The organism is Aeromicrobium sp. 50.2.37, assembly GCF_024655735.1.
Taxonomy (GTDB): Bacteria; Actinomycetota; Actinomycetes; order Propionibacteriales; family Nocardioidaceae; genus Aeromicrobium.
This window is the reverse complement of record NZ_JANLGG010000009.1, coordinates 60,351-83,964: the sequence shown is the minus strand read 5'-3', so window position 1 is coordinate 83,964 and position 23,614 is coordinate 60,351. Positions and strand designations below refer to the sequence as shown.

Annotated in this window: 20 protein-coding genes and 2 tRNA genes; 9 read left to right on the top strand and 13 right to left on the bottom strand. The window is 68.8% G+C overall.

The window, feature by feature from the left end; all coding sequences use genetic code 11:
* The first annotated feature begins 105 nt into the window (after nt 1-105).
* Nucleotides 106-1,173, top strand: coding sequence for a glycosyltransferase family 4 protein (locus NUV38_RS06775; protein ID WP_257728393.1), 1,068 nt, complete (start codon nt 106-108; stop codon nt 1,171-1,173).
* Nucleotides 1,174-1,190: 17 nt separating this feature from the next.
* Here NUV38_RS06775 and rfbB read toward each other — a convergent pair whose 3' ends face one another.
* Entirely contained in the window at nt 1,191-2,189 is a 999-nt protein-coding gene (rfbB, locus tag NUV38_RS06770; protein WP_257728392.1) for a dTDP-glucose 4,6-dehydratase, read from the bottom strand.
* Nucleotides 2,190-2,249: 60 nt separating this feature from the next.
* On the opposite strand from rfbB, the gene rfbA reads away from it, so the two are divergent.
* Both rfbA and NUV38_RS06760 read left to right on the top strand, forming a co-directional pair.
* Nucleotides 2,250-3,116 carry a glucose-1-phosphate thymidylyltransferase RfbA gene (gene rfbA / locus NUV38_RS06765; protein ID WP_257728391.1) on the top strand — a complete coding sequence of 289 codons (867 nt, stop codon included), beginning with the start codon at nt 2,250-2,252 and terminating at the stop codon, nt 3,114-3,116.
* Between the two features lie 350 nt (nt 3,117-3,466).
* Nucleotides 3,467-4,528, top strand: coding sequence for an acyltransferase (locus NUV38_RS06760; protein ID WP_257728390.1), 1,062 nt, complete (start codon nt 3,467-3,469; stop codon nt 4,526-4,528).
* A 348-nt stretch (nt 4,529-4,876) separates the two neighbouring features.
* Here NUV38_RS06760 and NUV38_RS06755 read toward each other — a convergent pair whose 3' ends face one another.
* Together NUV38_RS06755 and NUV38_RS06750 are read right to left on the bottom strand one after the other, a co-directional pair.
* Nucleotides 4,877-6,241 carry a Coenzyme F420 hydrogenase/dehydrogenase, beta subunit C-terminal domain gene (locus NUV38_RS06755; protein WP_257728389.1) on the bottom strand — a complete coding sequence of 455 codons (1,365 nt, stop codon included), beginning with the start codon at nt 6,239-6,241 and terminating at the stop codon, nt 4,877-4,879.
* A gap of 649 nt (nt 6,242-6,890) precedes the next feature.
* A complete protein-coding gene (locus NUV38_RS06750) occupies nt 6,891-8,231 on the bottom strand; it encodes a bifunctional dTDP-4-dehydrorhamnose 3,5-epimerase family protein/NAD(P)-dependent oxidoreductase (protein ID WP_257728388.1) in 1,341 nt (446 codons plus the stop codon).
* Nucleotides 8,232-8,409: 178 nt separating this feature from the next.
* Between NUV38_RS06750 and NUV38_RS06745 the strand changes: the two genes are divergently transcribed.
* The 3 genes from NUV38_RS06745 (at nt 8,410) to NUV38_RS06735 (ending at nt 12,750) form a co-directional block, all read left to right on the top strand.
* Entirely contained in the window at nt 8,410-10,023 is a 1,614-nt protein-coding gene (locus NUV38_RS06745; RefSeq protein ID WP_257728387.1) for a polysaccharide biosynthesis tyrosine autokinase, read from the top strand.
* A 249-nt stretch (nt 10,024-10,272) separates the two neighbouring features.
* Nucleotides 10,273-10,821, top strand: coding sequence for an LPXTG cell wall anchor domain-containing protein (locus NUV38_RS06740; protein ID WP_257728386.1), 549 nt, complete (start codon nt 10,273-10,275; stop codon nt 10,819-10,821).
* Nucleotides 10,822-10,947: 126 nt separating this feature from the next.
* The gene (locus NUV38_RS06735) at nt 10,948-12,750 is read left to right on the top strand and encodes a DUF4012 domain-containing protein (protein ID WP_257728385.1); all 1,803 of its coding nucleotides are present in this window, start codon (nt 10,948-10,950) and stop codon (nt 12,748-12,750) included.
* A 25-nt stretch (nt 12,751-12,775) separates the two neighbouring features.
* Here the strand turns inward: NUV38_RS06735 and NUV38_RS06730 are convergent, their stop codons facing one another.
* Both NUV38_RS06730 and tagD read right to left on the bottom strand, forming a co-directional pair.
* On the bottom strand, nt 12,776-13,663 hold the full coding sequence (locus NUV38_RS06730; RefSeq protein ID WP_257728384.1) for a hypothetical protein: 888 nt from the start codon (nt 13,661-13,663) through the stop codon (nt 12,776-12,778).
* Between the two features lie 63 nt (nt 13,664-13,726).
* A complete protein-coding gene (gene tagD / locus NUV38_RS06725) occupies nt 13,727-14,194 on the bottom strand; it encodes a glycerol-3-phosphate cytidylyltransferase (protein ID WP_374626340.1) in 468 nt (155 codons plus the stop codon).
* A gap of 218 nt (nt 14,195-14,412) precedes the next feature.
* On the opposite strand from tagD, the gene NUV38_RS06720 reads away from it, so the two are divergent.
* Nucleotides 14,413-15,825: a CDP-glycerol glycerophosphotransferase family protein gene (locus NUV38_RS06720; RefSeq protein WP_257728383.1), complete on the top strand. Its 1,413-nt coding sequence runs from the start codon at nt 14,413-14,415 to the stop codon at nt 15,823-15,825.
* Here NUV38_RS06720 and NUV38_RS06715 read toward each other — a convergent pair.
* Both NUV38_RS06715 and NUV38_RS06710 read right to left on the bottom strand, forming a co-directional pair.
* Nucleotides 15,801-16,097 (bottom strand): Dabb family protein, encoded by a 297-nt coding sequence (locus tag NUV38_RS06715; RefSeq protein WP_257728382.1) that lies wholly within the window; start codon nt 16,095-16,097, stop codon nt 15,801-15,803. The two genes, NUV38_RS06720 and NUV38_RS06715, sit on opposite strands and share 25 nt — an antisense overlap.
* Nucleotides 16,097-16,882 carry an MBL fold metallo-hydrolase gene (locus NUV38_RS06710; RefSeq protein ID WP_257728381.1) on the bottom strand — a complete coding sequence of 262 codons (786 nt, stop codon included), beginning with the start codon at nt 16,880-16,882 and terminating at the stop codon, nt 16,097-16,099. Before NUV38_RS06710 ends, NUV38_RS06715 begins: the two co-directional genes overlap by 1 nt.
* A 90-nt stretch (nt 16,883-16,972) precedes the next feature.
* On the opposite strand from NUV38_RS06710, the gene NUV38_RS06705 reads away from it, so the two are divergent.
* Nucleotides 16,973-17,407 carry a VanZ family protein gene (locus NUV38_RS06705; protein ID WP_257728380.1) on the top strand — a complete coding sequence of 145 codons (435 nt, stop codon included), beginning with the start codon at nt 16,973-16,975 and terminating at the stop codon, nt 17,405-17,407.
* 70 nt (nt 17,408-17,477) lie between these two features.
* Nucleotides 17,478-17,564 (top strand) — tRNA-Ser (locus NUV38_RS06700).
* 267 nt (nt 17,565-17,831) lie between these two features.
* Here the strand turns inward: NUV38_RS06700 and NUV38_RS06695 are convergent.
* From NUV38_RS06695 to NUV38_RS06670, 6 genes are all read right to left on the bottom strand, one after another.
* The gene (locus NUV38_RS06695) at nt 17,832-18,941 is read right to left on the bottom strand and encodes an acyl-CoA desaturase (RefSeq protein ID WP_257728379.1); all 1,110 of its coding nucleotides are present in this window, start codon (nt 18,939-18,941) and stop codon (nt 17,832-17,834) included.
* Between the two features lie 319 nt (nt 18,942-19,260).
* Nucleotides 19,261-19,665, bottom strand: coding sequence for a hypothetical protein (locus NUV38_RS06690; RefSeq protein ID WP_257728378.1), 405 nt, complete (start codon nt 19,663-19,665; stop codon nt 19,261-19,263).
* 303 nt (nt 19,666-19,968) lie between these two features.
* Nucleotides 19,969-20,056, bottom strand: a tRNA-Ser gene (locus NUV38_RS06685).
* Nucleotides 20,057-20,106: 50 nt separating this feature from the next.
* Nucleotides 20,107-21,186 (bottom strand): hypothetical protein, encoded by a 1,080-nt coding sequence (locus NUV38_RS06680; protein ID WP_257728377.1) that lies wholly within the window; start codon nt 21,184-21,186, stop codon nt 20,107-20,109.
* The gene (locus tag NUV38_RS06675; protein WP_257728376.1) at nt 21,183-21,977 is read right to left on the bottom strand and encodes a carbon-nitrogen hydrolase family protein; all 795 of its coding nucleotides are present in this window, start codon (nt 21,975-21,977) and stop codon (nt 21,183-21,185) included. Before NUV38_RS06675 ends, NUV38_RS06680 begins: the two co-directional genes overlap by 4 nt.
* A 75-nt stretch (nt 21,978-22,052) precedes the next feature.
* Nucleotides 22,053-23,522, bottom strand: a complete 1,470-nt coding sequence (locus NUV38_RS06670) for a cryptochrome/photolyase family protein (RefSeq protein WP_257728375.1) — start codon at nt 23,520-23,522, stop codon at nt 22,053-22,055.
* Nucleotides 23,523-23,614: the final 92 nt, after the last annotated feature.

Here is a 23,614-nt window from a genome sequence, read left to right as displayed (position 1 = left end):
GTATTGCGCATCGCAGTGCTATCCCCCTATGTCGTCTACCGGAACGTAGACCACGCCGGCGGTCAGTATCTTGCGCACCTACTCGCGGGGCTGACACGGGCTGCCGTGGACGTCCGTCTCTTCGCCCCTCACACCGCGGAGAACGAGAAACTCCAGGACAGGGCGGAGTTTCCAGTTTACCTTTCCACCCTCCCAAACACGTCTCGGCGGAATCGCGTTCGGCGGTTCCTTGGAACCGGCTCACCACAGCCCAGCTTCACCAGCTTCGTCAACGGCTTGGCGCCCGAAGGTCGCCATTTCCTTGGCTCGTGCGACGGAATCGACCTGCAGTGGTTCGCAGCGATCGCGTGGGCTCCGGAGATTCGGCAGTGGCGCTCTGACGCCGGAATCGTCGGCATGGCTCACGACGTTCAAGCAGAAAGTCTCGAACGCAGCGCGTCCTTCGGCCCGACTTGGCGGTCAAGGCTCCGAGCTCGGCTCAAGATTCCTGTGGTTCGGCGTCGTGAACTTCAGGCCATGGGCGCGCTTGATCGTGTTTACGTCTTCAAGAAGACGGATGCGGAGCGCGTAGCGCGCCGAGTGTCTGTGGCTCTCGCTTCGCCGTACATCGAGCCGATTTCCTGGATGCGGCCGACGGACAGCCGATCCCCCGTGGTGGTTTTCGTCGCTGCTTTCGCTCGTGAAGAGAATCAGGAGGCAGCCAGGTGGCTACTGAAAGAGATCATGCCGGCGGTGTGGGCCGTGTCCCCCGGCGTCGTCGTCCGATTCGCCGGGTCATCGCCGCCAGAGTGGTTACGCGCGGCGGCATCGGTGAAAGTCGAGGTCACAGGATTTCTTGATTCAATGACGGATGCGTATTTCGGTGCCGCCGCAGCTGTGGTGCCTCTGCTCCGCGGTGCTGGCCTAAAGTTCAAGACCATCCAGGCTCTCGCCATGGGCATGCCCGTCGTTTCGACTCCAATAGGCGCAGAGGGAATACCAACGGAGCGTTACCCCAACATCAGAATCGAGAGCACGGTTGGGGGCATCTCCGAAGCCATCGTTGATTCCTTCGATTTCCGCCAAGAATCCCCCTCGCAGCCCGTGCCGTCTTTCCAGGAAGAGATCGATCGGCAACTCAACTATTGGCGAGTGCTTGTCGCGCGAAGGCCCACTGACACTCTCCCGGACTGACTCGACGACCTCCGCTCCTACTGCGAATGGGTGGAGTAGGCGGCCTCAACCGCAGACTTCTCTCGTCCCCACCATCCAACGTGCTCTCGGTACCAATCGATCGTATCGCCCAACCCCGATTCGAAATCGCCGAACTGCGGGGCCCACCCGAGCTCGGAGCGTAGTCGTGTCGAGTCGATCGCGTACCGCATGTCGTGCCCAACACGATCGGCGACGTGGTCAAACGCGTCCTCGGGCTCTCCCATAAGCCGAAGAATCAACCGAATGACGTGGAGGTTGTTCTTCTCGCCGTCGGCACCGATGAGGTAGGTCTCGCCGAGCTCACCCTTTTCGAGGATCGTCAGCACCGCTGAGCTGTGGTCGTCCGAATGGATCCAGTCGCGGACGTTCAATCCGGCGCCGTAGAGCTTGGGCCGGCGCCCGTCGAGAATGTTCGTGATCTGACGTGGAATGAACTTCTCGATGTGCTGGCGGGGGCCGTAATTGTTCGAGCAGTTGCTGATAGTGGCACGCATCCCGAAGGACCGCACCCAGGCGCGCACGAGCAAGTCCGAGCCTGCCTTTGTCGCGGAGTACGGGCTCGAGGGGTTGTAGGGCGTGGTCTCGGTGAAGCGGTTCGGGTCGTCCAGCTCGAGGTCGCCATACACCTCGTCGGTGGAGATGTGGTGCAGACGGACGTCGTGCTTGCGGCAAGCTTCAAGGATCACGTACGTGCCGATGATGTTCGTGTCGAGGAACGGCCGTGGATCCCGCAACGAGTTGTCGTTGTGGCTCTCGGCCGCGTAGTGCACCACGGTGTCGTGCGTGCTCACCAGCTCGTCCATGAGCGCTGCGTCGGCGATGTCGCCTACCACCAGTTGCGCACGATCCTCGGGCAACCCGGCCAGGTTCTGGCGATTCCCCGCGTATGTGAGCTTGTCGATGACCGTGACGTTCATATCGGTGTTCTCGACGACGTAGTGGACGAAGTTCGAGCCAATGAACCCCGCGCCCCCCGTGACCAGGATCTTCTGCATGTGGGCGACGTTACCGTTGAGCACACCCGCCGGACACGAGAAATCCGTAGGGTGCGTCACATGAAGGGCATCATCCTCGCCGGTGGCACCGGTTCGCGCCTCCACCCGATCACGCAGTGCATAAGTAAGCAACTCATGCCGGTGTACGACAAACCCATGATCTACTACCCGTTGTCGACGTTGATGCTCGCCGGCATCCGTGACGTGCTGGTCATCACCACCCCGCACGAGGCAAGCGGTTTCGAGCGACTTCTAGGCGACGGCAGCCAGTTCGGTATCTCCCTCACCTACGCCCAGCAGCCCTCCCCCGACGGGCTCGCGCAGGCGTTCACAATTGGCGCCGGCCATGTGGGCAGCAGCAACGTGGGGCTCGTGCTGGGCGATAACATCTTCTACGGGGCTGGGCTCGGATCCACCCTCCGCCGCTTCCGGGAGCTAGACGGCGGCGCCGTCTTCGGCTACCACGTGGCCGACCCCACCGCCTACGGCGTGGTGGAGTTCGACGACACCGGTCGCGCCATCTCTCTGGAGGAGAAGCCAGTCCAGCCCAGGAGCAGCTACGCCGTGCCGGGGCTCTACTTCTACAGCAGCGACGTCGTCGGCTACGCCCACGAGCTGAAGCCCTCGGCCCGCGGCGAGCTGGAAATCACCGACCTCAACCGCATCTACCTCGAGCAGCGACGGCTGCAGGTCTCGCTGCTCGAGCGGGGCACAGCCTGGCTCGATACCGGCACAATCGACGACCTCAACGACGCCGGAAATTTTGTGCGCTCCGTCGAGAGCCGTCAGGGTCTGAAGATCGGTTGCCCTGAGGAGATCGGCTGGAGCCTCGGCTACCTCAGCGACGACGAACTCCGTCGCGCGGCGGAGCCGCTCGTAAAGAGCGGATACGGGCGCTATCTTCTAGGTCTGCTCGACCACACCTGACGGCCCTTAGTAACCGATGCGCGAAAAGACACCCCGGGCAGAATCAGGTAGTAACAGATTGCCCTGCTGTCACGAGTAAGGGTTTCCTATGCCTAAGCGAGTGCACTCTACTGTCGCTCCGGAAGCCTGAGTTAAAGAGAGGCCTCAGACAGGGCAGAGTGTGAAACTACTCCCTCGGTCAAGCAGGCTTCGTCACGATGGGGAGCCTAAGGCTGCTTCGGAAATGGTGACACCGACCTCGGGGCCGAAAGTTGCCTGCGCGGACGGCATTCGCGTCTCAAGCGCGAATAGGCTCCCGTGGTTCCTGAAACGCAACATCGCTGACTCGCGGCGCAGATAGCCTGTCGCACATGCTCAAAACCGCGCCGCGTCTGAGCGCGGCGTTCAACCCACGCGCCAACGGCCTCAACCTGTTCCGACTGATCCTCGCCGCGTCCGTGATTGTCACCCACTCTTACCCGATAACCGGGCGCGAGGAGGGGTGGGAGTTCATGCGCAGTGCCGGCGTCGACGGCTTCTTCGCGATCTCAGGCTTCCTCATCGCCTCAAGCTGGGTCCGTCGACCGAAGGTGCTGGACTATCTCCGGGCGCGGCTGCTGCGTATCTTGCCCGGCTTGTGGGCGTGTCTGCTTGTCACGGCGGTCGCGATCGCGCCGCTGGCCACAGCCCTGGCGGGCGACCCGATCCCCCACGGATACCCGAGCAGCGCGACAACCTACTTCCTCCAGAACTTCATGCTCACCGACCAGGGTCAGAGCATCGCCGGCACGCTCAACAACGTCCCGTACCCGAACGCCTGGAACAGCTCGCTGTGGACACTGCGATGGGAGTTCTTCTGCTACCTCGGCGTGATTGCGCTCGGACTGCTCGGACTCGTCACGGCCAGTAGGTTCATCGGGGCCGCATTCATCGGCCTCACGATCGCACAGGCAGTCGTGTTCATGCTCGGCACCGAGAACTACTGGATCACATCCCCGGTTCGCTTCGCGCTCATGTTCGTCGCCGGCATGCTGATCTACTCGCTGCGAGACTGTCTCCCCGTCACGCCAGCCCTAGTCGCCGGAGCCGTGGTCGTGGTGCTCGTCGCCTCGACCTTCATTCCTGGCTCCGGCTACCGGGCGACGTGCTCGGCGTTCTACGCCTACGCGCTCCTCGCGGGCAGCACCTTCTTGCGGTCACCGCGGCTTCAAATGCGCAACGACATCTCCTACGGCACGTACATCTACGGCTTCCCGGTGCAGCAGACACTCGCCAGCACGGCGCTAGTCTCGTGGCACCCTGTCGCGTTCGCGGCGGTCGCGATCGTCGTGGTCTTACCTCTCGCGACGACGTCGTGGTTCTTTGTCGAGAAGCCAGCGCAGAGGTTCCGGGCGAAGCCAATGCGGGCGCACGCCCCGCCCGTCGAGTCCTAGGGAGCGATGCGCCCCTCCAGAACCTCCGTACGCTGGCGACGCAGAACGCGCCGTCCGAGGACGACAAGAGTACGACTCGCCGTGATGTCGCGGGCGGCCCGTACGTCATGTTCATTTGCATCAGGGCGACGCCGTACGCCGACGGAAAGGCGCAGGGTTTTTCCTGCCGTCCTGGCGTGATACGTCCGGACAGCGAGGCGCGCGCGGCGAGCATGGTCGGCTGCGGCGAGCCCGATGATTTTCATGTTGTGCGCCACGGCGGTAGCGCCGCCCCCGGCACGCACCTCGTTGACCTCGATGTCTGGGGACGACCGGATCAAGGGATGCTTCACATGCTTGCTGTCGCGCTCAACGACGGAGAAACGCCTTGATCTTGCGGGCGATTCGCCGGGGCAGCGGGGTCCCGATCGCAGAGTACCGGTCGACCTCGCGCTGCATGCTGCGCGTGTAGATGCTGGGAGCGCCGGCAGCCTTGGCGCGCTCAAACAGTTCGAACGATAGCGCTGACATACGCCGCCGCTGCCGGACGATCCGAAGTCGCCGGGCGTCAACGTGCTCCCGCCCGGGCTCGACGCGCTTCGCGGGTACTGAGAGTCCTTGGTCGATGTCGTCAGCGAGTCGGACACGCAGGCCGTCGCGACGGTGTCGAAAATTGCCCGCCTGCGACTCGGCCGCCATATCCGCGCTCACAGGATCAAGCGTCAGGTCGCCAGCGTGAGCCCCCTCTTGGAGCAGCGCGTCGATGTCATTGCTCCTGGAGACGATGATGTTGGTGCCGCGCCAGTCAGCCTGATACGGCTCAATCCATGCGTCTCCGAAGACCACGTCAGCGGTCTCAGCGAAGATGTCGTCGCAGAAGTTGCACGCTTCGGGCTGGAAGGCACCGTGCCCCCAGTTGGAGCCGAGCAGATCTAGATTTCTGATCGTTCGCAGCTCCGACTCGCTCTCGCTTCTGTAGCCGAAGCTGTAGTCCCAGGCAGGCCGCCCGGGGGCTTTGACTCGGAAGTCGACGGAGTCCAGGTCGCTGGGGATGACGCCGCCCTGCCAAGCGGCAGCTTCGGCGAAGAACTGACTCTTGAGGTGCCCGCAGACAATACCGATGTAGTAAGCGAACTGGCTTCTCAGCCCCAAATCGCTGTCGGCCAGGTTGCGTGCGGTGCGAATAAAGCACGGGACGCCGACGATCGCGTACCGCCGGCCGTCGCCACGTATCGCTTCGATGGTCGAGGCGAGGGTTGTGGCGTAGTACTGCGACTTGCGGCGGTCCTCAATCTCCTCGAGTGAGCGCGAGACGACGTACTCGAAAAGACGGTCGCCATCGACGGCGCCGACATGAATCACCCCGTCGATCGCTCCTGTTTCGAGGAGGCGTCCCAGCGTCCAACTCGTGATCCCACCAGAGGATGACTCCGGGAGGGTTTCGTCGGCGGTCCTACGCCCGGCGCGAATCGAGGTGAACCGCCCAAGGCGAGGGTCGTAGTCACCGACCTCCCCAGCCGGAGGCCCGAGTTGATCCTCATTCTTCGACTCATCCGAGAACGGACAAACGCTCGAGCCGGCTCTCCGATCCTCTTCGGACACCCCGTCGAGGGATGCCTCGTAAATGCCGCGACGGCTAATTGTGATCGGGATGGCGCCCCGCGTCGCGACCGAACATCCACCGCATCCCACGCACATCCCACGCGAGAGGACTTCCTCGATCCGGTGAGTCATATGGCCACCCTAGAACGGTCAGGCGGCCAGGCGGCCTCCGGCAAAGCTCCGAGCCGACGCGAGGTAGGAGGCCGATACGACGGACGGCCCCCGGCCGGTCCTTCTCAGCGACTTGTCGGAGCGGCGTGCGCCGGGCACGTTGGGCGAAGTGCTCCCTGATCGCTCATCGACTTACCGCCCCTCGCCCCAGTCGCTCGACCGCAAGCTGTATCGCGAGCCCGTCTCAAAGCCGATGTTCACGTCTCCGATGACGAAGTCTCGAGGCAACCGTGAGCACCGGGCGGTCGGAAAGTTCGCGGTGCCCGACGCCACGCATTGAGCTGGAACATTCCGCAGGCCGGTCCGCCGACCTCGGTTCAACACCAACGACGCAGCGACTGTCGTCGATGTTCCGACTAATCGACAACTACAGGCTTTACGCACGGTCGACGATATAGGTGACAGAACGTGGAAAGCCTCCAGCGTGATCCCTCTACATCGACGGGGATCGCAATTGACTCCGTTGCGGAACTCCGTCACGCCTGCCAGCGTCACCGACCCTCGCTCACCTCAACAAGTCCCGCTGATCACACATAGGCGAGACTCAGATCCTGTTAGCCGGTCTACGAAAACAATGTTCTCCTGCCGAGAAGCCAGACGCCGACCGCCGCTAGTCGAGCGTGCTGAAGCGGGGACGGGGAGCCATCGCCTTGCCGCGGCCGTACTCCTCGGTGCTAGTGGACGAGACTCGTGCGGGATCGTGCCCGGCGTCGGCGAAGGCCTGTCGGGCGATCTCGAACCACGAGCGCGGCTCCCCACCGCTGGTCACGTTGACCGTGCCGTAGGGCGCACCGCTGCGCAGGAGGTCGACGATGGCCTCGGCCAGGTCGCTCGTGTAGGTGAGGCGGCCGATCTGGTCGTCCACCACCGCAGGATCCACGCCCTTCTCCGCCAGGCCCTGCATGGTGCGGATGAAGTTGTTGCCGTCGCCGATCACCCAGCTGGTGCGCACGATGTGGTGCTTGGGCACCACGCTCACGGCCAGGTCGCCCGCCGCCTTGGACTGGCCGTACACACCCAGCGGCGCGAACGACTCGTCCGTCGGGTGGGTCTCGCGCTCGCCGTCGAACACGTAGTCCGACGACACGTGGACCAGCGTGAGGTCGTGCGTCACGGCGGCCTGCGCCAGGTGCGCCGGTGCGTGCGCGTTGGCCAACCACGCCGCGCGGCGGCCCTCGGGGGTCTCCGCCGCGTCCACCGCCGTGTAGGCGGCCGCGTTGATGATCGTCCGGAACTGCGACCAATCGACCGCTCGCACCGCACCGGCCTTGGTGAAGTCGAGCTCGTCGAGGTCCCAGGGGGTGGCCTTCGGCAGCAGCTGCACCAGCGCCCGGCCCAGCTGACCGTGGCAGCCCATGATCAGCGTGCGTGGCGAGTCGACCTCGGACATGCGCCCGTCGCCCGCCACCACGAACGGCTCGACCTCCGCGAGGCGCGGGTGCGCGCGGTCCTTTTCCGACAGCTCGGCCTCGGCCAGCGGGATCGGCCAGTCGATGGCCAGCGTCTCGTCGGCGAGGTTCACGTAGGTGTAGCTGGCGTCGGCACTCCAGTGCTCGTTGACGAGGTAGCTGTAGATCGTGTCGTCCTCCAGCGCCTGGTAGGAGTTGCCCACGCCACTGGGCACGAACACCGCCTGGTCGACGTCAAGATCCAGCGTCACCACAGTGCCGAACGCGTCGCCGTCGCGAAGATCGACCCACGCGCAGAAGGCCCCCCCGTGGACGATCGAGATGAGCTTGTCCCACGGCTCCGCATGGATCCCGCGCGTGGCGCCTCGCGCGGCGTTGAACGACACGTTGTTCTGCACCGGCGTGAAGTCAGGCAGACCCAGGTCCACCATCTTCTCCCGCTGCCAGTTCTCCTTGAACCAGCCGCGACTGTCTCCGTGCACCGGCAGATCGATGACCAACAGTCCCGGTATCGGCGTCCTCCGCACTGCAATCTCCCTCATCGGGCCATCTTGACAGGGATATTCGGGCCCTCTTGCCAGGTTCGGTGTGGAACGGGCCACGCTCGCGACGCGCGCCACGTCACGACCAACACGCGCACTCACGAGTCCGCCCTCGCCTAGAGTGACTCCCAGCCCTGGGCGAACCGGGGCGTCACCACCGATTCTCGGGAGCACGCGCGTGGACCTGCGGGACTACCTGAACATCCTCCGGCACCGCTGGCTGCTCATCGCCTCCGTCACCTTGGGCGTCGTGGCCCTGGCGGCGCTGGCCACGTGGCGCACCACCCCGCAGTACGCGTCGTCGACGGACCTGTTCATCTCCACCTCCCAGGCGTCCGACGACAACCAGGCGTTCCAGGGCAGCCAGTTCTCCCTGCAGCGAGTCAAGAGCTACGCCGAGATGGTGAACCAGAACGAGATCACCCGTCGCGTCATCCAGCGGCTCGACCTCGACGAGACCCCGGCCGAGCTGAGCGAGCAGATCACCGCAACCAGCCAGCTCGACACCGTGATCCTCACGATCACCGTCACCGACCCGTCCCCCGAGCGGGCCCAGCGCATCGCCGAGACCACCGCCGACGTGTTCGTCGGCTACGTCGGCGAGCTGGAGACGCCCCCCGGCCAGGACCAGGCCACCATCAAGGCCACCGTCACCAACCAGGCCACCGAGCCCAAGAGTCCCGTGTCGCCCCAGCCGCTGCGCAACCTCGGCCTCGGGCTCGTGCTCGGGCTGCTGCTCGGCGCCGGCCTGGCCGTGCTGCGCGAGACGCTCGACACCTCGGTCAAGACCCACCGCCAGCTCGAGGAGCTCGCCGAGGCACCTGTCATCGGTGCCATCCCGTTCGACGGCGGCGCCGACGGTGCTCCCTTGATCTCCGAGATCGACACCTACTCCCCGCGGGCCGAGGCGTTCCGCGTGCTGCGCACCAACCTGCAGTTCATCGACCCCGACGCCAACAAGAAGGTGTTCGTCCTCTCCAGCGCCCTGCCCGGCGAGGGCAAGAGCACCACCGCCTGCAACCTGGCCCTCGCGCTCGCCGAAGGTGGCCAGAAGGTCGCCCTCGTCGAGGGCGATCTGCGTCGCCCCCGCGTGGCGCAGTACCTCGGCCTCGTCGACGCCGTCGGTCTCACCACCGTGCTCGTGGGCCGCATCGAGCTCTCCGACGCCATGCAGGAGACCCAGTTCCCCGGACTGGCGGTCCTGTCCAGCGGCAAGACGCCCCCCAATCCGGCCGAGCTCCTGCAGTCGCGTGCCATGAGCAGCCTCATCGGCCAGCTGCGCGAGGAGTACGACGTCGTGCTCATCGACGCCCCGCCGCTGCTGCCCGTCACCGACGCGGCCCTCATCGCCAGCGTGGTCGACGGAGCGGTGCTCGTGGTCCGCCACGGCAAGACCAGCGCCGACCAGGTCCGCGGCGCCGTGGAGCGGCTCGAGGGCGTGGGTGCCAAGCCCGTCGCCGCGGTCTTCAACATGACGCCCACCAAGACCGGTCGCTACGGCTACGGGTACGGCTACGGGTACGGGTACGCGCCGCAGGAGGGGTCGGCGCTCGAGGAGTTCAGCCGCCCGCAGCCCATGCAGGCGCGGAAGGCCTCCCGTGGTGGCGAGGAGCCACCGGCCGAGGGCCAGCCGGCACCGCGTCGGCGGGACCGGCCGTCCGAGGACCTCGACGCCCTGGAGGATGCCGTCGGTCGCGAGGAAGAGCTGCGCGCACGTCGTCTCGACGCCAGCCGAGGCCTCCGGCTCGACCTCGACGAGCCCACCGAGGGACGCGGCAAGCCCCGCCGCTGAAGCGATCGGTCGACCGATCTGTCCACATCCTGGACGTTCGCACCACGTGCACCGCTGTGGAGTGCGTCACTGAGATGTGCCTGAGAATGCGCAGACACGCTCACGACCCCTCGAACGCATGCCTGTCCTGTGTTGCGGGCAGGTGAATAAATTGGACGGATTGCGCCATCTGGGGCCTTTGGGCCCTAGAGTTGCCCCATACCGCAGTACGCGGTCGGACTTCTACATCCTTCGGAGCACTTTATGCGCATGACCCGCCTGGCTGTCGCCACCACCGTGGCAGGCCTCATCACTCTCTTCTCCGCGTCCACCGCGCACGCGGTCGACTACGCCGAGCCCGAGATCGGCACCTCCGGCGGCTCCGCCGCCGACGGTGTCGTCGCCCCCGGCGAGGAGTTCACCCTCACCGGCGACTTCGGTGGCGTCGAGTGCGACCCGTGGGTTGCCGAGTTCGTCGGCGACACGGAGTCCGGCTCGGGCACCACGTACTCCGTAAGCTTCACGGCTCCCACCGAGCCGGGCGACTACGACATCGTCTTCACCTGCACCTACGACGAGCCGGCCGAGCTGTCCGCCTCCGGCGTCGAGGCGTTCACGCCGTTCAACGTCACCGAGGAGATCGGGCGCGTCACGATCACCGTCGAGGGCGCTGACGCCGGCGACTCCGGAGCCGGCGCGGGCGACGACTCGAGCGCCCTGCCCGACACCGGCGGCTCGAACCTGCTGCTGATCGCCGGCGGCGCCGCTCTGGTGCTCGCAGGCTCGGGCCTCGTCGTGGCCCGTCGTCGCAACAGCTGACACGCCACCGGTTGTAGACATCCGACCCTGACGACCGCCACCTCCACCAGCCTTCGGGCCGGGGAGGTGGCGGTCGCATGTCACGGCGGCCCCGTCACCTTGGCCCCACGACCCTAGGATCAGCGCATGCCCTCGTCCTCGCGCACGTCGCGTTCGCGCCGCAGGAAGAGCACGCCCGGCCGCAGTCGCAAGCCCCTCTGGATCGGCCTCGGCGTCGTGGCCCTCGTGCTCGTCGGCACTCTCGGCTGGCTCGGCTACGAGGCGTCGCAGGCGCAGAAGGCCATCGCCTCGGCCACCGACGAGGCCAAGGAGCTGCAGTCACAGATCACCAGCGGCGACACCGATCTCGCCCGCAACACCCTGCGCGCCCTGCAGGAGAGCACCACCACCGCCCGCACCCGCACCGACGGCCCGCTCTGGGGCGCCGTTGCGAAGGTCCCCTTCGTGGGGTCCAGCGTCGGCGCGGTGCAGACCGCCGCCAGCAGCCTCGACGACATCGCCCAGCGTGGTCTGCCGCCGGTCGTCGAGACCTCCACCTCGCTGGACTCCAACCTCTTCCGCCCCGACGACGGCCAGTTCCCGCTCGAGGAGTTCGCCGGACTCGCCAAGCCCGTCAGCACCGCCGCCAACGTGCTCACCGAGAACCGTGAGCGGATCGACGCCATCGACGAGGACTCCCTCATCGGCCCCGTCAAGGGACCCGTGGACGAGCTCAAGGAGAAGGTCGGCACCGCACAGCGCGCCGCCTCCGCCGCCGCGAAGGGACTGCGCCTCGCCCCACCCATGCTCGGCATCGATGGCAAGCGCACCTACCTGCTGATGTTCCAGAACAACGCCGAGTCCCGGGCCCTGGGTGGCATCCCGGGCGCCCTTGCCCTCGTGACCGCCGACAAGGGTCGGCTCGAGTTCGAGGACTCGTTCACCGTCGGCGACATCGGCTTCCCCGACGAGCCCGCGCTCGAGCTCACCGACGACGAGAAGCAGACGTTCAGCAAGACCATCGCGGCCGACATCCGCAACGTCACCTCCACCCCCGACTTCACCCGCGCCGCAGCGTTCGCCCGCGCCATCGTGGACGACCGCACCGGCACAGAGGTCGACGGGGTGCTCTCCATCGACCCCGTCGCACTCTCCTACGCACTCGAGGGCACCGGCGCGATCGAGGTCGGCGACGGCACCACCCTCACCAGCAGCAACGCCGTGGAGATCCTGCTCAACACCGTCTACGCCCGCTACGAGGACCCTCGCGTGCAGGACGCGTTCTTCGCCGACGCCGCCGAGAAGATCTTCAAGGCTGCGCTCAGCGGACGCGGCGACTCCCGCAAGACCCTGGAAGGACTCGCCAAGGCCGTCGACGAACGCCGCATCATGCTCTGGAGCGCACAGAAGGACGAAGAGGCCGAGCTGGCCGGCACCCGGCTCGGCGGGACCCTTCCGGCCAGCACCGCGACCCCGCACATCGGCGTCTACCTCGACGACGCCACGCAGGCCAAGATGCAGTACTACCTGACCTGGAGCACCACCGTGGCCGCGGAGCGGTGCACCGACGGCGGCCGGCAGACGTTGGTGTCCACCACCACGCTCACGTCCACCGCCCCTGAGGACGCCAACCTGCTGCCCGACTACATCACGGGCGACGGCAGGCGCGCGAAGTCGGGCCAGCAGCAGGTCGGCGTGAACGTGTACGCGCCGTCCGGCGGCACGGTCCAGCGGTTGGACGTCGACGGGAAGCGGAAGGCCTACGGGCGCGCGAAGCTCGGCGAGCGCCCCGTCCTGAGCACCCCGGTCTTCCTGAAGCCTGGTCAGACGGTCGAGGTGAAGGTGACCATGACCAGCGGTGAGGGGCAGCGTCGCGGACCGGTGGTCACCACCACCCCCGGCGTCAACTCCCTCGACCAGGACCGGCGCTTCCCTTCCGCCTGCTCATAGCCCGGTCCGGACCTCTCGGCCGTCGTCAGGGAGCGCCGAAGTCCTGGCCGCCGTCGGTGCTCAGGAAGGGCTTCGGGTCGTCGCCCACGACGGCGACGAGTGCGGTGTCGCTCGCCGCGATCGCTCGCGCCGGGTCACCCACGATGCAGCTCGCGGACGCCCACGTGCGACCCGAGTCCTTCGTGCTGAAGACCTGCGCGGCGCATCCCTCGAACCGGGCGAGGGCATAGCCGGCGTTGAACGAGGTGAAGGTCGCCGTGCGCACGTTGTCCAGTCGGCCGAGGTCGACCCACTCCTCGCCACCGTTGCCGGTGCCCTTCACGATGCCGTCGATGCACGTGACCCGTGCGAAGTCCTCACCCACCTGGGAGAGCGACGACATCGTGCACCCGGGATCGGAGGTCTCGCCGCCAGGGGCGATCACCTGCTTCGGGTCCTCCGGCGAGATCGCAATGCGGGTGATCTCGAAGTCCTGCGTCCAGGTGGAGCCCCCGTCGGTCGACGACTTCTGCACCGGGACGCAGTCCTCGCCGGCCCCGACGACCACGAGATTCCCGTCCGAGCCCGCCTGGACGGCCGTCACCACCTTGAGGTCCGGGTCGCGCTTGGCAGGATCCGCGCCGTTGTCGGTCGACGTGAACACGGTCGTCGAGGCGTCGCCGTCGCACGAGCCTCGGGTGGCGAAGATCCACGTGCCGTCGTTCGCCACGTCCATCGACGCGGCCGTCGCGGGCTTGAAGTCGAACGCCCGCTGGTTGGTCTCGCGTGACGGCGTGGGCGAGGCCTCGGCCGACGTGGCCCCGACGTCGCTCGACGGCGGCTCCTGGTTGACGTGCTGGTACACGAGGGCGACCAGTGCGACGTCGACCGCCAGGAAGGCGCCCAGAGCGATCAGGGGCAGAGGCTTCGGCACGGGCACGAGTCTAGGGGCAGGAGCCGCCCGGCCGGCCCCGTCGGGCCAGACTGCACCCTGCCGTCAGGTGAGGTCCTCGTAGTGGCTCAGCAGACGGCTCATCGTCGAGAGCGCCTCCTGCATCTCCGCGATGTGCGCCGGGTCGAGCGCCCGCAGCATCTCCTTGATGCCCGTGCTCGACACACCGGCCGTGCGCGGCAGGTACTGCACCTCGCAGTAGTCCTTCAGGTGGTCGAACTTGCCGGTCCAGTCATCACCCATCACGAACAGGTCCACGTCGTGCTCCTGCACGTCGAGCACCTTCTGCTCCCACGACTGCTCGGGCACCACCAGGTCGACGCCCTTGATGCTGCCGACGATGCGCGCACGGTCCTCGTAGGAGACGACGGACGACTTGCCCTTGCCGGCGTTGAACTCGTCGGTCGAGACCCCGATGATCAGCCGGTCGCCGAGCGCAGCCAGCCGTTCGATCAGGTTGAGGTGACCGATGTGGAAGAGGTCGAACGTCCCGTACGTGAGCACCGTGGTCATGGGTGCCAGGGTAGCCGTCACCCGCCCCGATCCCGACGAGGCGAGGGGCGGGGCCACCCCAGGACGCCCCGCCCCACCTTCCATGAGACGACCGCGATCGGCCGGTGGCCACACGAGATCCGAAGATGCCTCCGATGGACCAGTCCGCATGGCTCGTCAGGGTGAGGGGGACCGTGCCGAGCGGCCGTTCGCCGGGAGCCGACCCCTACCCTGGAGCCATGCTGACAGCGCTCGCGTGGATCGTGGTGGCCGCCGGGCTGGCGACCGGTCTGGCAGCCGTTCGCGACGTGCGCCAGCGGGCCGCGCCCACCGCCCACGGGTTCCCCGGGCAGCCCGTCCACCCGGGGCCCCGTCCGTTCCGGCTGCGGCTCTGGGTCGTCGCAGCCGGCGTCCTCGTGGTCGGCACCGCCGTCGCCACGATCGTCGCGCTGGTCACCTCGCAGGACCTCGTCGCGCTGGTGGTGGCCGTGGCGCTCGCCATCGGTCCCGCTCTCGTGGCGTGGCGCCTGCACGCGTGGGCCTCCGCGTCGCGCGGGGTCCGCGAGGCCGTCGCCGCCCACGCACCCCGGGTCGCCGTTCCGTACGCCGGCAAGGTCGGCGTGCACGTGGGCATGTGGTCGCCGTGGATCGAGCAGGCCGGCGTGCCGTGGTGCATCGTGGCGGCCGACCGCACCATCTACGCCGAGCTGGTGCGCCTGCATCCGCACGACCCCGTGGTCCTCACGCACCTGCCCGCCTCCGTGCGCGGCGCGCTGTACCCGCACGGGGCCAAGAAGAACGCGGTCTTCCTGGCCCACGACGAGGTCACCCACGTCTTCCTGGGCCACGGCGACAGCGACAAGCCGCTCAGCGCGTCCGAGCGGGTGCTCTCCTACGACGTCATCGCCGTCGCCGGGCAGGCGGCCATCGACCGCTTCGCCCAGGCGGGTCTGCGGGTGCCGCCCGCGAAGCTGCGGGTCGTCGGCCGCCCGCAGACCGAAGGCATCGAGCGAGTGTCCGGTCCGTTCCCCGCCTCACCGACCGTGCTCTACGCCCCCACCTGGCGCCACGCCGACGACGCCCTGAACGTCTCGTCGCTGGCCGTCGCCGAGGACGTCGTGGCGGCACTCCTGGCCCGCGGCTGCACCGTGGTGTTCCGGCGCCACTTCGCGGGGCGCAACCACCTCGAGGCCGAGGCGATGATCGTCCACGTCGACCGGATGCTCGCCGACGACGCGAAGGCCACCGGCCGCGCCCACGTGCTCAGCGAGGACGCGATGTCGGTCCCCCTGGTCGACGCGTTCAACGGGTGCGACGCCATGGTCTCCGACATCTCCGGCATCGTCGTCGACTTCATGGTCAGCGAGAAGCCGTTCGCCATGTATGCCGCGCAGTTCGGCGGACCCGACGCCGCCGAGACGTTCCGCGCCGCGCACCCCACGGCCGTCTCGGCCTACGTGATCGACCGCGACCTCGTGCAGCTCGACGCCGCGCTCGACGCGATGCTCGGCCCCGACCCGCTCGCCGCGGTCCGCCCCGAGCGCGCCGACCACTACCTGGGTGGGCCCGAGCGCTCCGACCCCGCGGGCCGGTTCGTCGCCCTCGTCCGCGAGCTGGCCGCCGGACCTCAGGAGCGCGCCGGCTCCTCGTAGTCGCCGATCCACCAGTCGGCCAGCTCCCGCATGACCGTGCTGACCTGCGCGTGCTGCGGGTGGACCCGGAACGCCTCGAAGGCCTCGCGGCTCTCGAACAGGCCGTTCTCCACGAGGATGCGCCCCTTGCGTCGGTCGTCGGACAGCCGGACCGTCCACTCCAGCACCCCCGGCAGCCGCGCGAGCGACGCCAGCTGCTCCAGCGCGTCGTCCACGTCGGCGTCGGACACCGCGTCGTGCACGCGGAACAGCACCAGGTGGCGCAGCGCCATCAGCCCACCAGCTCGTCGGTGATGCGCGGGTCGTGCGCCGGGACGACCAGCACGTCGGGCAGCGAGGCCAGACGTCGAAGCTCGCGGTGGTTCGCGCGGATGCGGGAGCGGTCGCGGCCCACGACCATCTCGAAGCCGCGCGCGGCGCGCACCGGGGTGAGGCGTCGGCCGCGCGGCGATGCGTCGGCCACGTGGCTCGCGTCGAAGACCGCGTCGCCGGCGTGCAGCACCACGCCGTCGACAGTCTCCACGGCCACCGCGGCGTGCCCGCGCGAGTGCCCGGGCATGGGAACGAGCACGACGCCGGGCAGCACCTCGTGGCCGGTGAGCCCGTAGCGCCACTCGTCGCCGGGGCCGACGTGCAGGGCGAAGCGTGGACCGTGGGTGAACTGCGCCGGACGGTAGCGGCGCTTGTCGAGGGCGTCGGGGTCGGTGATCGCGGCCGCGTGCTCGTCGGCCGTGGTGTGCACGGTGGCGTGCGGGAAGTCAGACAGACCACCGGCGTGGTCGAGGTCGAGGTGGGTGAGCACCACGTGCGTCACGTCGGCCGCGTCGTGTCCGCGGTCCTGGAGCTGCCGCAGCACCGTGTGCCGATCGTCGAGGTCGGGGCGCAGCAGGCCGCGGACGGGTCCGAGGCGTCGGCCGGGGTCGGCCACGTCGGCCGTGCCGAAGCCGGTGTCCACGAGCACCAGGCCGTCGTCGGTGTGGCAGAGGAACACGTGCGCCGGCATGCCGGGCATCGTGAGGGGGTTCATGACGGCGGCCCGCAGGTGCTCGATGCGCATGGCGCACATCGTGGCACGCTCGGCTCGGCGCCGCGGTGGTGTTGGTCACGAACCTGCCCGCCACTGCGGCCACCTGCCTACGCTCGACGGATGCGCCGCTCCCCCACCCACCTCGTGCTGGCGGCGGCGTACCTCCTGGCGCTCGCGCTGATCGCGTTCTGGCCGTCCCCGGTCGACCAGGGCATCGACGTCATCAACTCCTGGCCCGTGCGTCTGCTGGAGTCCGCGTTCGGCCTCTCCCGCCCCGAGGGGTACGACGTCGTCCAGGTCGCGGCCAACGTCGTGCTGTTCGTGCCGCTGGGCTGGCTGGCGGTGGCGCTCACGCGGGCTCGTTGGTGGCAGGTGACGCTGGTCGGCTTCCTGCTGTCGTCGGGCATCGAGGTGGGGCAGGCGCTGCTGCGTCCGGACCGCTTCGCGACCGTCTCCGACGTCGTGGCGAACACGCTGGGCACCGCCCTGGGCGCCCTGACCGCGGCGCTGCTGCTGCACCGCCACGAGCGCACGCCCACCAAGTCCCGCCCCTGATCGGACGCCGATTGGTCGCGCGGCTACCCGCCTGGCTATCCTGTACCGGTTGCCGCTTCGGTGGCGACATGGAGGTGTCGCATAGTGGCCTAGTGCGCCCGCCTGCTAAGCGGGTTGAGGTTCAAACCTCTCGCGAGTTCAAATCTCGCCACCTCCGCAGACGACGAAAGCCCCCAGCGCTCTTTGCTGGGGGCTTTCGTCGTCTCCAGAAGGATGCCGAGATTTGGGAGGAGCGGCGAGGAACGAGCCGCGACGGCTCTCGCCACCTCCGCCACGAGCGCCACGAGCGCGAGTGAGTACGCCACGAGCTCACCCAGCGGTAGCCCTCCCGCGCCTCCGCGACCCCCAGAGGTGGCTGCACCGCGGATGGAGACCGCGATTCCGCGGGCCACCTACCTCTCACGGCCCAGGTGGCCCAAGGCGATCAGCCGCGCAGCTGGGCGGCGAGGGGGCAGTCGAAGGGGTCGCGGGCGCGCAGGCCGACGTTGTTCAGGTAGCCGATGACGAGGGCGTAGGAGTGCAGGAGGCCGACCTCCATGTAGTCGACGCCGACCTTCTCGCAGTGGGCGCGGACCAGGGGTCGGGCCTTCTTGAGGTTGCCGCGCGGCATGTGCGGGAAGAGGTGGTGCTCGATCTGGTAGTTCAGGCCGCCCATGAAGAAGTCCACGAACCAGTTGCCGCGGATGTTGCGCGACACCATCACCTGGCGTCGCAGGAAGTCGAGCTTCATCTCCGGCGGCACGATCGGCATGCCCTTGTGGGCGGGCGCGAACGCCGCACCCAGGCACACGCCGAACACGGCGGTCTGCACCGCGAGGAACGCCACGGCCATCGGCCACGGCAGGAACACGAACACCACGGCCACGAGGGCGATGAGGCGGACGGAGACCAGTCCCAGCTCCAGGCGCCGCCACGGCGTGTTCGACGAGCGGTCCAGCCCCACGAGCACGCTCTGCGCGTGGAGGTTGGCCCCCTCGAGCGTCAGCAGCGGGAAGAAGAACCAACCCTGGTGCCGGGCGAACCAGCCCTTGAACCCCGACCGGTCCGCCACGATGCCGGGCGTGAACGCGATCGCCCCCGGTCCGATGTCGGGGTCGATGCCCTCCTGGTTGGGCGCCAGGTGGTGCTTGTTGTGCTTGCCGCGCCACCACGTGTAGCTCAGGCCCGCGAAGGCGCCGGCCAGGATGCGTGACGTCCACGCGTTCCAGGTCCTCGAGGAGAACATCTGGCGGTGAGCGGCGTCGTGGCCGAGGAAGCCGAACTGCGCCACCACCACCCCGAGCGCCGCGGCCAGCAGCAGCTGCCACCACGAGTCACCGAGCAGGAAGAACCCCGCCCAGATCGCCACGAACGTCCCGACCGCGACCGTGATCTGCAGCCAGTAGTAGAGGTGTCGCCGTTCCAGCAGCCCCGACTCGCGCATCGCCGCCGCCAGCTCGGTGTACTGGCTCACGTAGCGCTGCTGCACCTCGTGGTCGACGATCCGCGGCTCGCTCGCCTCGGCCGAGCCCCCGCCGATGCTCACGGACGTCACGGACGTCGCACCTGGGGTGAAGTCATCTCGTGGCCACCTCGCCTTGCTGCCACCCACGGTTCCTCGGCGTCACGTTCCACCGTCCGGCCCCCGCGGACCTGCAGTCCTTCGTCCACGATAGCCATGTTCGGAGTCCGGGCCCCTCGACGCGGGCCGACGTCTCATGCCCGTCCGACCTCGTCCGACACCGTCGGAGGTAGGAGAGACACCGAACTCGGCCCCGATGAGGTGCCAGACCTACCTCCGACGGCCGCATTCGGTGCCAGACCTACCTCTGACGGCCGTGGTCGACGGGAGGGTCCGCGCTCGGGCGCCCGCGTCAGCCGAAGCGGCGGTAGCCGTGCGCCGTGTTCAGCCGGTCGTGGACCTCGCGCACCAGCTCGGGGGCCCGCGCGCCGAACGTCGCGAGCGACAGGCGCAGCACGCGCTGGTCGTCACCGGCCTCGTCGAGGGCGAGCAGCAGCAGGCCCTCGCGGACCGTCGCGTCCTCCACGTCGACCCAGCGCTCCCGCGACCGACGCGTCCGGATGCCGTGCTCGTCGAGGCGCGCCACCACCGGCGGGCGCAGCACCACGAGCGCCGCGACCAGCACCGCCAGCACGGTGATCACCCCCGCGATCCACGACGTCGCCACGAACGCGACGAAGCCCGTGAACGCGGCCACGACGAACGCGACCCCGGCGATGGCCAGGGCAGGGGCACGGTCCAGGCGGTACGTGGTCATGGGTCCTTCGGGGGTCGGGACGGGCGAGGCCAATCTACTGGGGTCGCCACAGAGGCGCTCCGCGCCCGACCGGCAGAGGGGGCGGGACTCCCGGCTCGACTGGCAGAGGGGGCGGGACTCCGTCGCCGCTCGTTCCGCCCCCGCAAGCGGGAGGTGCCCCCAGCGGCTCCTCCCGAATCCGGAGCCCTCTGCGAGGGGCCGCTTCGCGGCGCTGAGCAGAGGGGGCGGGACTCCGTCGCCGCTCGTTCCTCGCGGCGCCTCCCCGAATCCGCGAGCCCTCTGCAGATGAGCGCTTCGCGCGAATGGCAGAGGGGGCGGGATTCGAACCCGCGGTAGCTCTCGCTACGACCGCTTTCAAGGCGGTTCCGATCGGCCACTCCGGCACCCCTCCTCGGCGTCACCGCGGCCGGAGCCACGCCGACGCCACCGCCGATTCTCGCACTACTTGAGAGGGGCCAGCCGTCCAGGCTCCGAGCGCGACGTCGGCTCCAGCGACCGCGACGCCCGCGAACCGCGCTGCCGCATCGCCACGTAGCGCGCCACCAGACCCACCACGACGCCCAGCACCACCGAGTACACCGTCGACAGGGCGATGTAGGACGGGTAGGCGCCCGGCGACACCAACGACGTCGTGAGCACGCCCGTGCCCAGCACCGCGAACACCAGCACCCACCAGCCGTCACGACGCTTCGAGCGCAGCGACACCCCCACGATGAGCGCCGGGAACCCGATGAAGACCTCCACCGGGCGCGGCACCCCGCCGACCGTCTCGCGCATCCAGATGACGAAGTTGGTGATGCCCTCCACCACCGTCTCCGAGCCGTGCGTCCGCACGAAGCTCGAGTAGGCCAGCAGCACCAGCAGGACCGCCGCCACGGCCGCGATGATCGCGATGTTCTGCTTGCCCAGCCCGTGCAGACCGGCCCCGAGGTTCCACACGAACGCGATGGCCAGGGTGAGCGCCGCGGCCAGCACCACCAGGTTGAAGCGCTGGTACGCCACCGGTGCGTTCCAGGCCGCGACGGCGAGCGTGCCGCTGAGCGCTACCGCCAGGGCGAGCACGAACTCCTTCAACGCCCCGATGGCGCTGCGGGCCGGCCGGGTGATGACCACCGCCCACACGCTGGCGAGGATCGCCGAGACCGCCGCGGCCCCCGCCACCAGCAGGTTCAGCTCGGTCGCCACCGCCGACAGCGCCAGCACGCCGGACGCGACCGTCCAGATGCGCATGTGGCCGCCACCGCGGTGCGTCAGGCCGATGCTGAAGACCACGAGCAGCAGCGCCGCGCCCCACCGCTCGATCCAGGCCGGGTGCGGCACCGCCACCACGGCGGTCCCTGCGACCGCCACGCCCGCCACCCAGGCCAGGAACGTCGCGGCGAAGGCGTAGCGCGCCGTGGTCGGCGACTCGAGTCGAGGCTGTCGTGTCGGGACGTCGTAGTCCGCCGGGACCGACGTGTCGAGCCGACGTCGTCCCGGCTGTGCCGACCCGCGCTGGGCGGCCTGACGTGTGGGGGTCACGCGGGACCCATCCTGCGGTTGGCCAGCGAGGGGTTCACCTCACGTGCGCGGGCGACGTCGGCGAGGTCGAGGTCAGCCGTCACCAGATCGTCCTTTCCTGCATCCCCCTCGGCGAGGGTAGTGCCCCAGGCGTCGAGCACGAGGGAGTGCCCCGTGTAGCGCTCGCCACCCTGGGCGGCCGCCACCACGCCGACCACGTCCTCGACCGCGCGGGCCGCCAGGAGCGTGCGCCAGTGGTGCAGCTTGTGGTCACCGGCCACCCAGGCGGCGGGGACCACGAACGCCTCGGCGCCCGCATCGACGAGGGCGCGCCCCAGCTCGGGGAAGCGCAGGTCGTAGCAGGTCATGAGGCCGACCCGGGCCGACGATCCGTCGGCCGAGGGGACGTCGACCGTCACGGGCTCCACGGCCCCGCCGCGCAACCGGTCGGACTCGGCGTACCCGAACGAGTCGTAGAGGTGGATCTTGCGGTACGTGGCCGTCAGGTCGCCGTCAGGGCCCAGCACCACCAGCGTGTTGTAGGGCAGGTCGTCGGTGCGCTCGAACAGGCCCGCCACCACCGTGGCGCCCAGCCGTCGGGCGTGGCCCGCGATCAGCTCGACGAACGGACCGTCGAGCGGCTCGGCCACGGCGGCCAGCTCGTGGTCCGGCGAGCCGAAGTCGTGCATCGTCGCCTCGGGCAGCACCACGAGGTCGACCGCGGGGTCCAGAGCGGTCAGGCGTGCGTCGACGAGCCTCCGATTCTCGGCGGAGTCGATCGTCGACGCCAGCTGCACCGCGGCCACACGCATGCAACCCAGTGTGTCAGGACCGGTCTGAGAGGCCCATGAGACCGGCCGGGTCCCGCCGTTCCAGGCCCTGAGGGCTCAGTCCTGCAGCCAGGGCGCGGCCGCACGCGTGTGGCCGGCCTTCGTCGTCGGGTCCATCGACTCGTAGGAACGGGCCATCATGCGCGAGCGTGGATTCGTGGCGAAGACGTCGAGGTGGTCGCGCACGAACGTCCAGTACAGGCCGTCCCACGCCTCGCACCAGTCCCCCTTCGGCACGTCGGACATCCGCCGCAGGTAGGCCGAGCCCGACACGTACGGCTTGGTCGTGATCGTCGGCCCGGCCGCGAACTGGCTCATCGCGTAGACGTTGGGCACCATCACCCAGTCGTAGGCGTCGACGAACAGGGCCATGAACCACTCGTAGGCCTCGTCGGGGTCGATGCGCAGCAGCGACATGGCGTTGCCGACCACCATGAGCCGCTCGATGTGGTGGGCCCAGCCGTCGTCGAGCACCCGCTGCACCACCAGGTCGACGGGGTCGAGCCCGGTCGTCGCGTCCCACCAGCCGCCCGGCAGCGACCGCGTGTGGGCCAGGTGGTTGGCGGTGCGCATGCGTCGGCCGTGGGTCACGTACACGCCGCGCATGTACTCGCGCCAGCCGATCAGCTGGCGCACGAAGCCCTCCAGCGACGCGAGCGGCACGTCGTGCTCGTCGGCGTGGTCCAGCACCCGGCCCAGCACCTGCGCGGGCGACAGCAGGCCGATGTTCAGCGCCGGGGTCAGCACCGAGTGGAACACCGTGGCCGAGCGGGTCGTGATCGCGTCCTCGTAGGGGCCGAAGGTGTCGAGCCGCTCCGTGACGAACTCCTCGAGCATCGCCTCGGCCTCGGCGTGGTCGGTGGGCCAGGCGAAGCTCTCGAGCCGACCCGGCGCGTCGGGGAAGGCGCTCCGTACCCACGCGACGGCGTCGTCGACCTCAGCCACGCGCTCGGGCCGGGTCACGTCGGGCACGTCGACCGACTTCGGCAGCTTCTTGCGGTTCTCCTCGTCGAACGACCACTGCCCGCCGACCGGCTGGTCGCCGTCGACCAGGACGTCGAGGCGCATGCGCTGCCAGGCGTAGAAGTGCTGCATGCGCGGCCGCTTCCCGCCCAGCTGCTCGCGCACCTGCTCGCGCGTGGTCAGGAAGTTCGGCGACTCCAGCCACTCCAGCTCCAGGCCGACGTCGGCGGCGGTCGCGTCGAGGTCCTGCTCGAGCCAGTCGTCGACCACGTCGAACGCGCTGACCGCGTCGGCGCCCTCGAGCACGCGCCCCAGGGCGGCGCGACTGGTGGTGCGACCGTCGGTGCGGACCCAGGCGACGTCGCGCCCGGCGTCGGCCAGACGGGCCGCGAACCGCTCCATCGACGCCCGGTGCAGCACCAGCTTCTGCGCATGGAACGCGTACTGGCGGAACAGCAGGTCGTGCTCCACCAGCACGAACGACGTGCCCGCGGGAGCGTCGAGGTGCTCGACGAACAGCTGGTGCGGCAGCACCAGGCGGACCGTCCGCCCCTCACCGCTCACCGGGAAAGCCCCTCGACAGGCTCGGCACGCGGCCCCTCGACAGGCTCGGCACGCGGCCCTTCGACAAGCTCGGCGAACGAGTCCCGGGTCCG

What these genes read in the sequence shown, in the direction of transcription:
- NUV38_RS06720 (WP_257728383.1), top strand. Translation starts at nt 14,413, where the DNA reads ATGCTGACAGCGCTCGCGTGGATCGTGGTGGCCGCCGGGCTGGCGACC.
- NUV38_RS06675 (WP_257728376.1), bottom strand. Translation starts at nt 21,977, where the DNA reads ATGCGTGTGGCCGCGGTGCAGCTGGCGTCGACGATCGACTCCGCCGAG.
- NUV38_RS06755 (WP_257728389.1), bottom strand. Translation starts at nt 6,241, where the DNA reads ATGACTCACCGGATCGAGGAAGTCCTCTCGCGTGGGATGTGCGTGGGA.
- rfbB (WP_257728392.1), bottom strand. Translation starts at nt 2,189, where the DNA reads ATGCAGAAGATCCTGGTCACGGGGGGCGCGGGGTTCATTGGCTCGAAC.
- NUV38_RS06750 (WP_257728388.1), bottom strand. Translation starts at nt 8,231, where the DNA reads ATGAGGGAGATTGCAGTGCGGAGGACGCCGATACCGGGACTGTTGGTC.
- NUV38_RS06705 (WP_257728380.1), top strand. Translation starts at nt 16,973, where the DNA reads ATGCGCCGCTCCCCCACCCACCTCGTGCTGGCGGCGGCGTACCTCCTG.
- NUV38_RS06690 (WP_257728378.1), bottom strand. Translation starts at nt 19,665, where the DNA reads ATGACCACGTACCGCCTGGACCGTGCCCCTGCCCTGGCCATCGCCGGG.
- tagD (WP_374626340.1), bottom strand. Translation starts at nt 14,194, where the DNA reads ATGACCACGGTGCTCACGTACGGGACGTTCGACCTCTTCCACATCGGT.
- NUV38_RS06715 (WP_257728382.1), bottom strand. Translation starts at nt 16,097, where the DNA reads ATGGCGCTGCGCCACCTGGTGCTGTTCCGCGTGCACGACGCGGTGTCC.
- NUV38_RS06735 (WP_257728385.1), top strand. Translation starts at nt 10,948, where the DNA reads ATGCCCTCGTCCTCGCGCACGTCGCGTTCGCGCCGCAGGAAGAGCACG.
- rfbA (WP_257728391.1), top strand. Translation starts at nt 2,250, where the DNA reads ATGAAGGGCATCATCCTCGCCGGTGGCACCGGTTCGCGCCTCCACCCG.
- NUV38_RS06710 (WP_257728381.1), bottom strand. Translation starts at nt 16,882, where the DNA reads ATGCGCATCGAGCACCTGCGGGCCGCCGTCATGAACCCCCTCACGATG.
- NUV38_RS06740 (WP_257728386.1), top strand. Translation starts at nt 10,273, where the DNA reads ATGACCCGCCTGGCTGTCGCCACCACCGTGGCAGGCCTCATCACTCTC.
- NUV38_RS06760 (WP_257728390.1), top strand. Translation starts at nt 3,467, where the DNA reads ATGCTCAAAACCGCGCCGCGTCTGAGCGCGGCGTTCAACCCACGCGCC.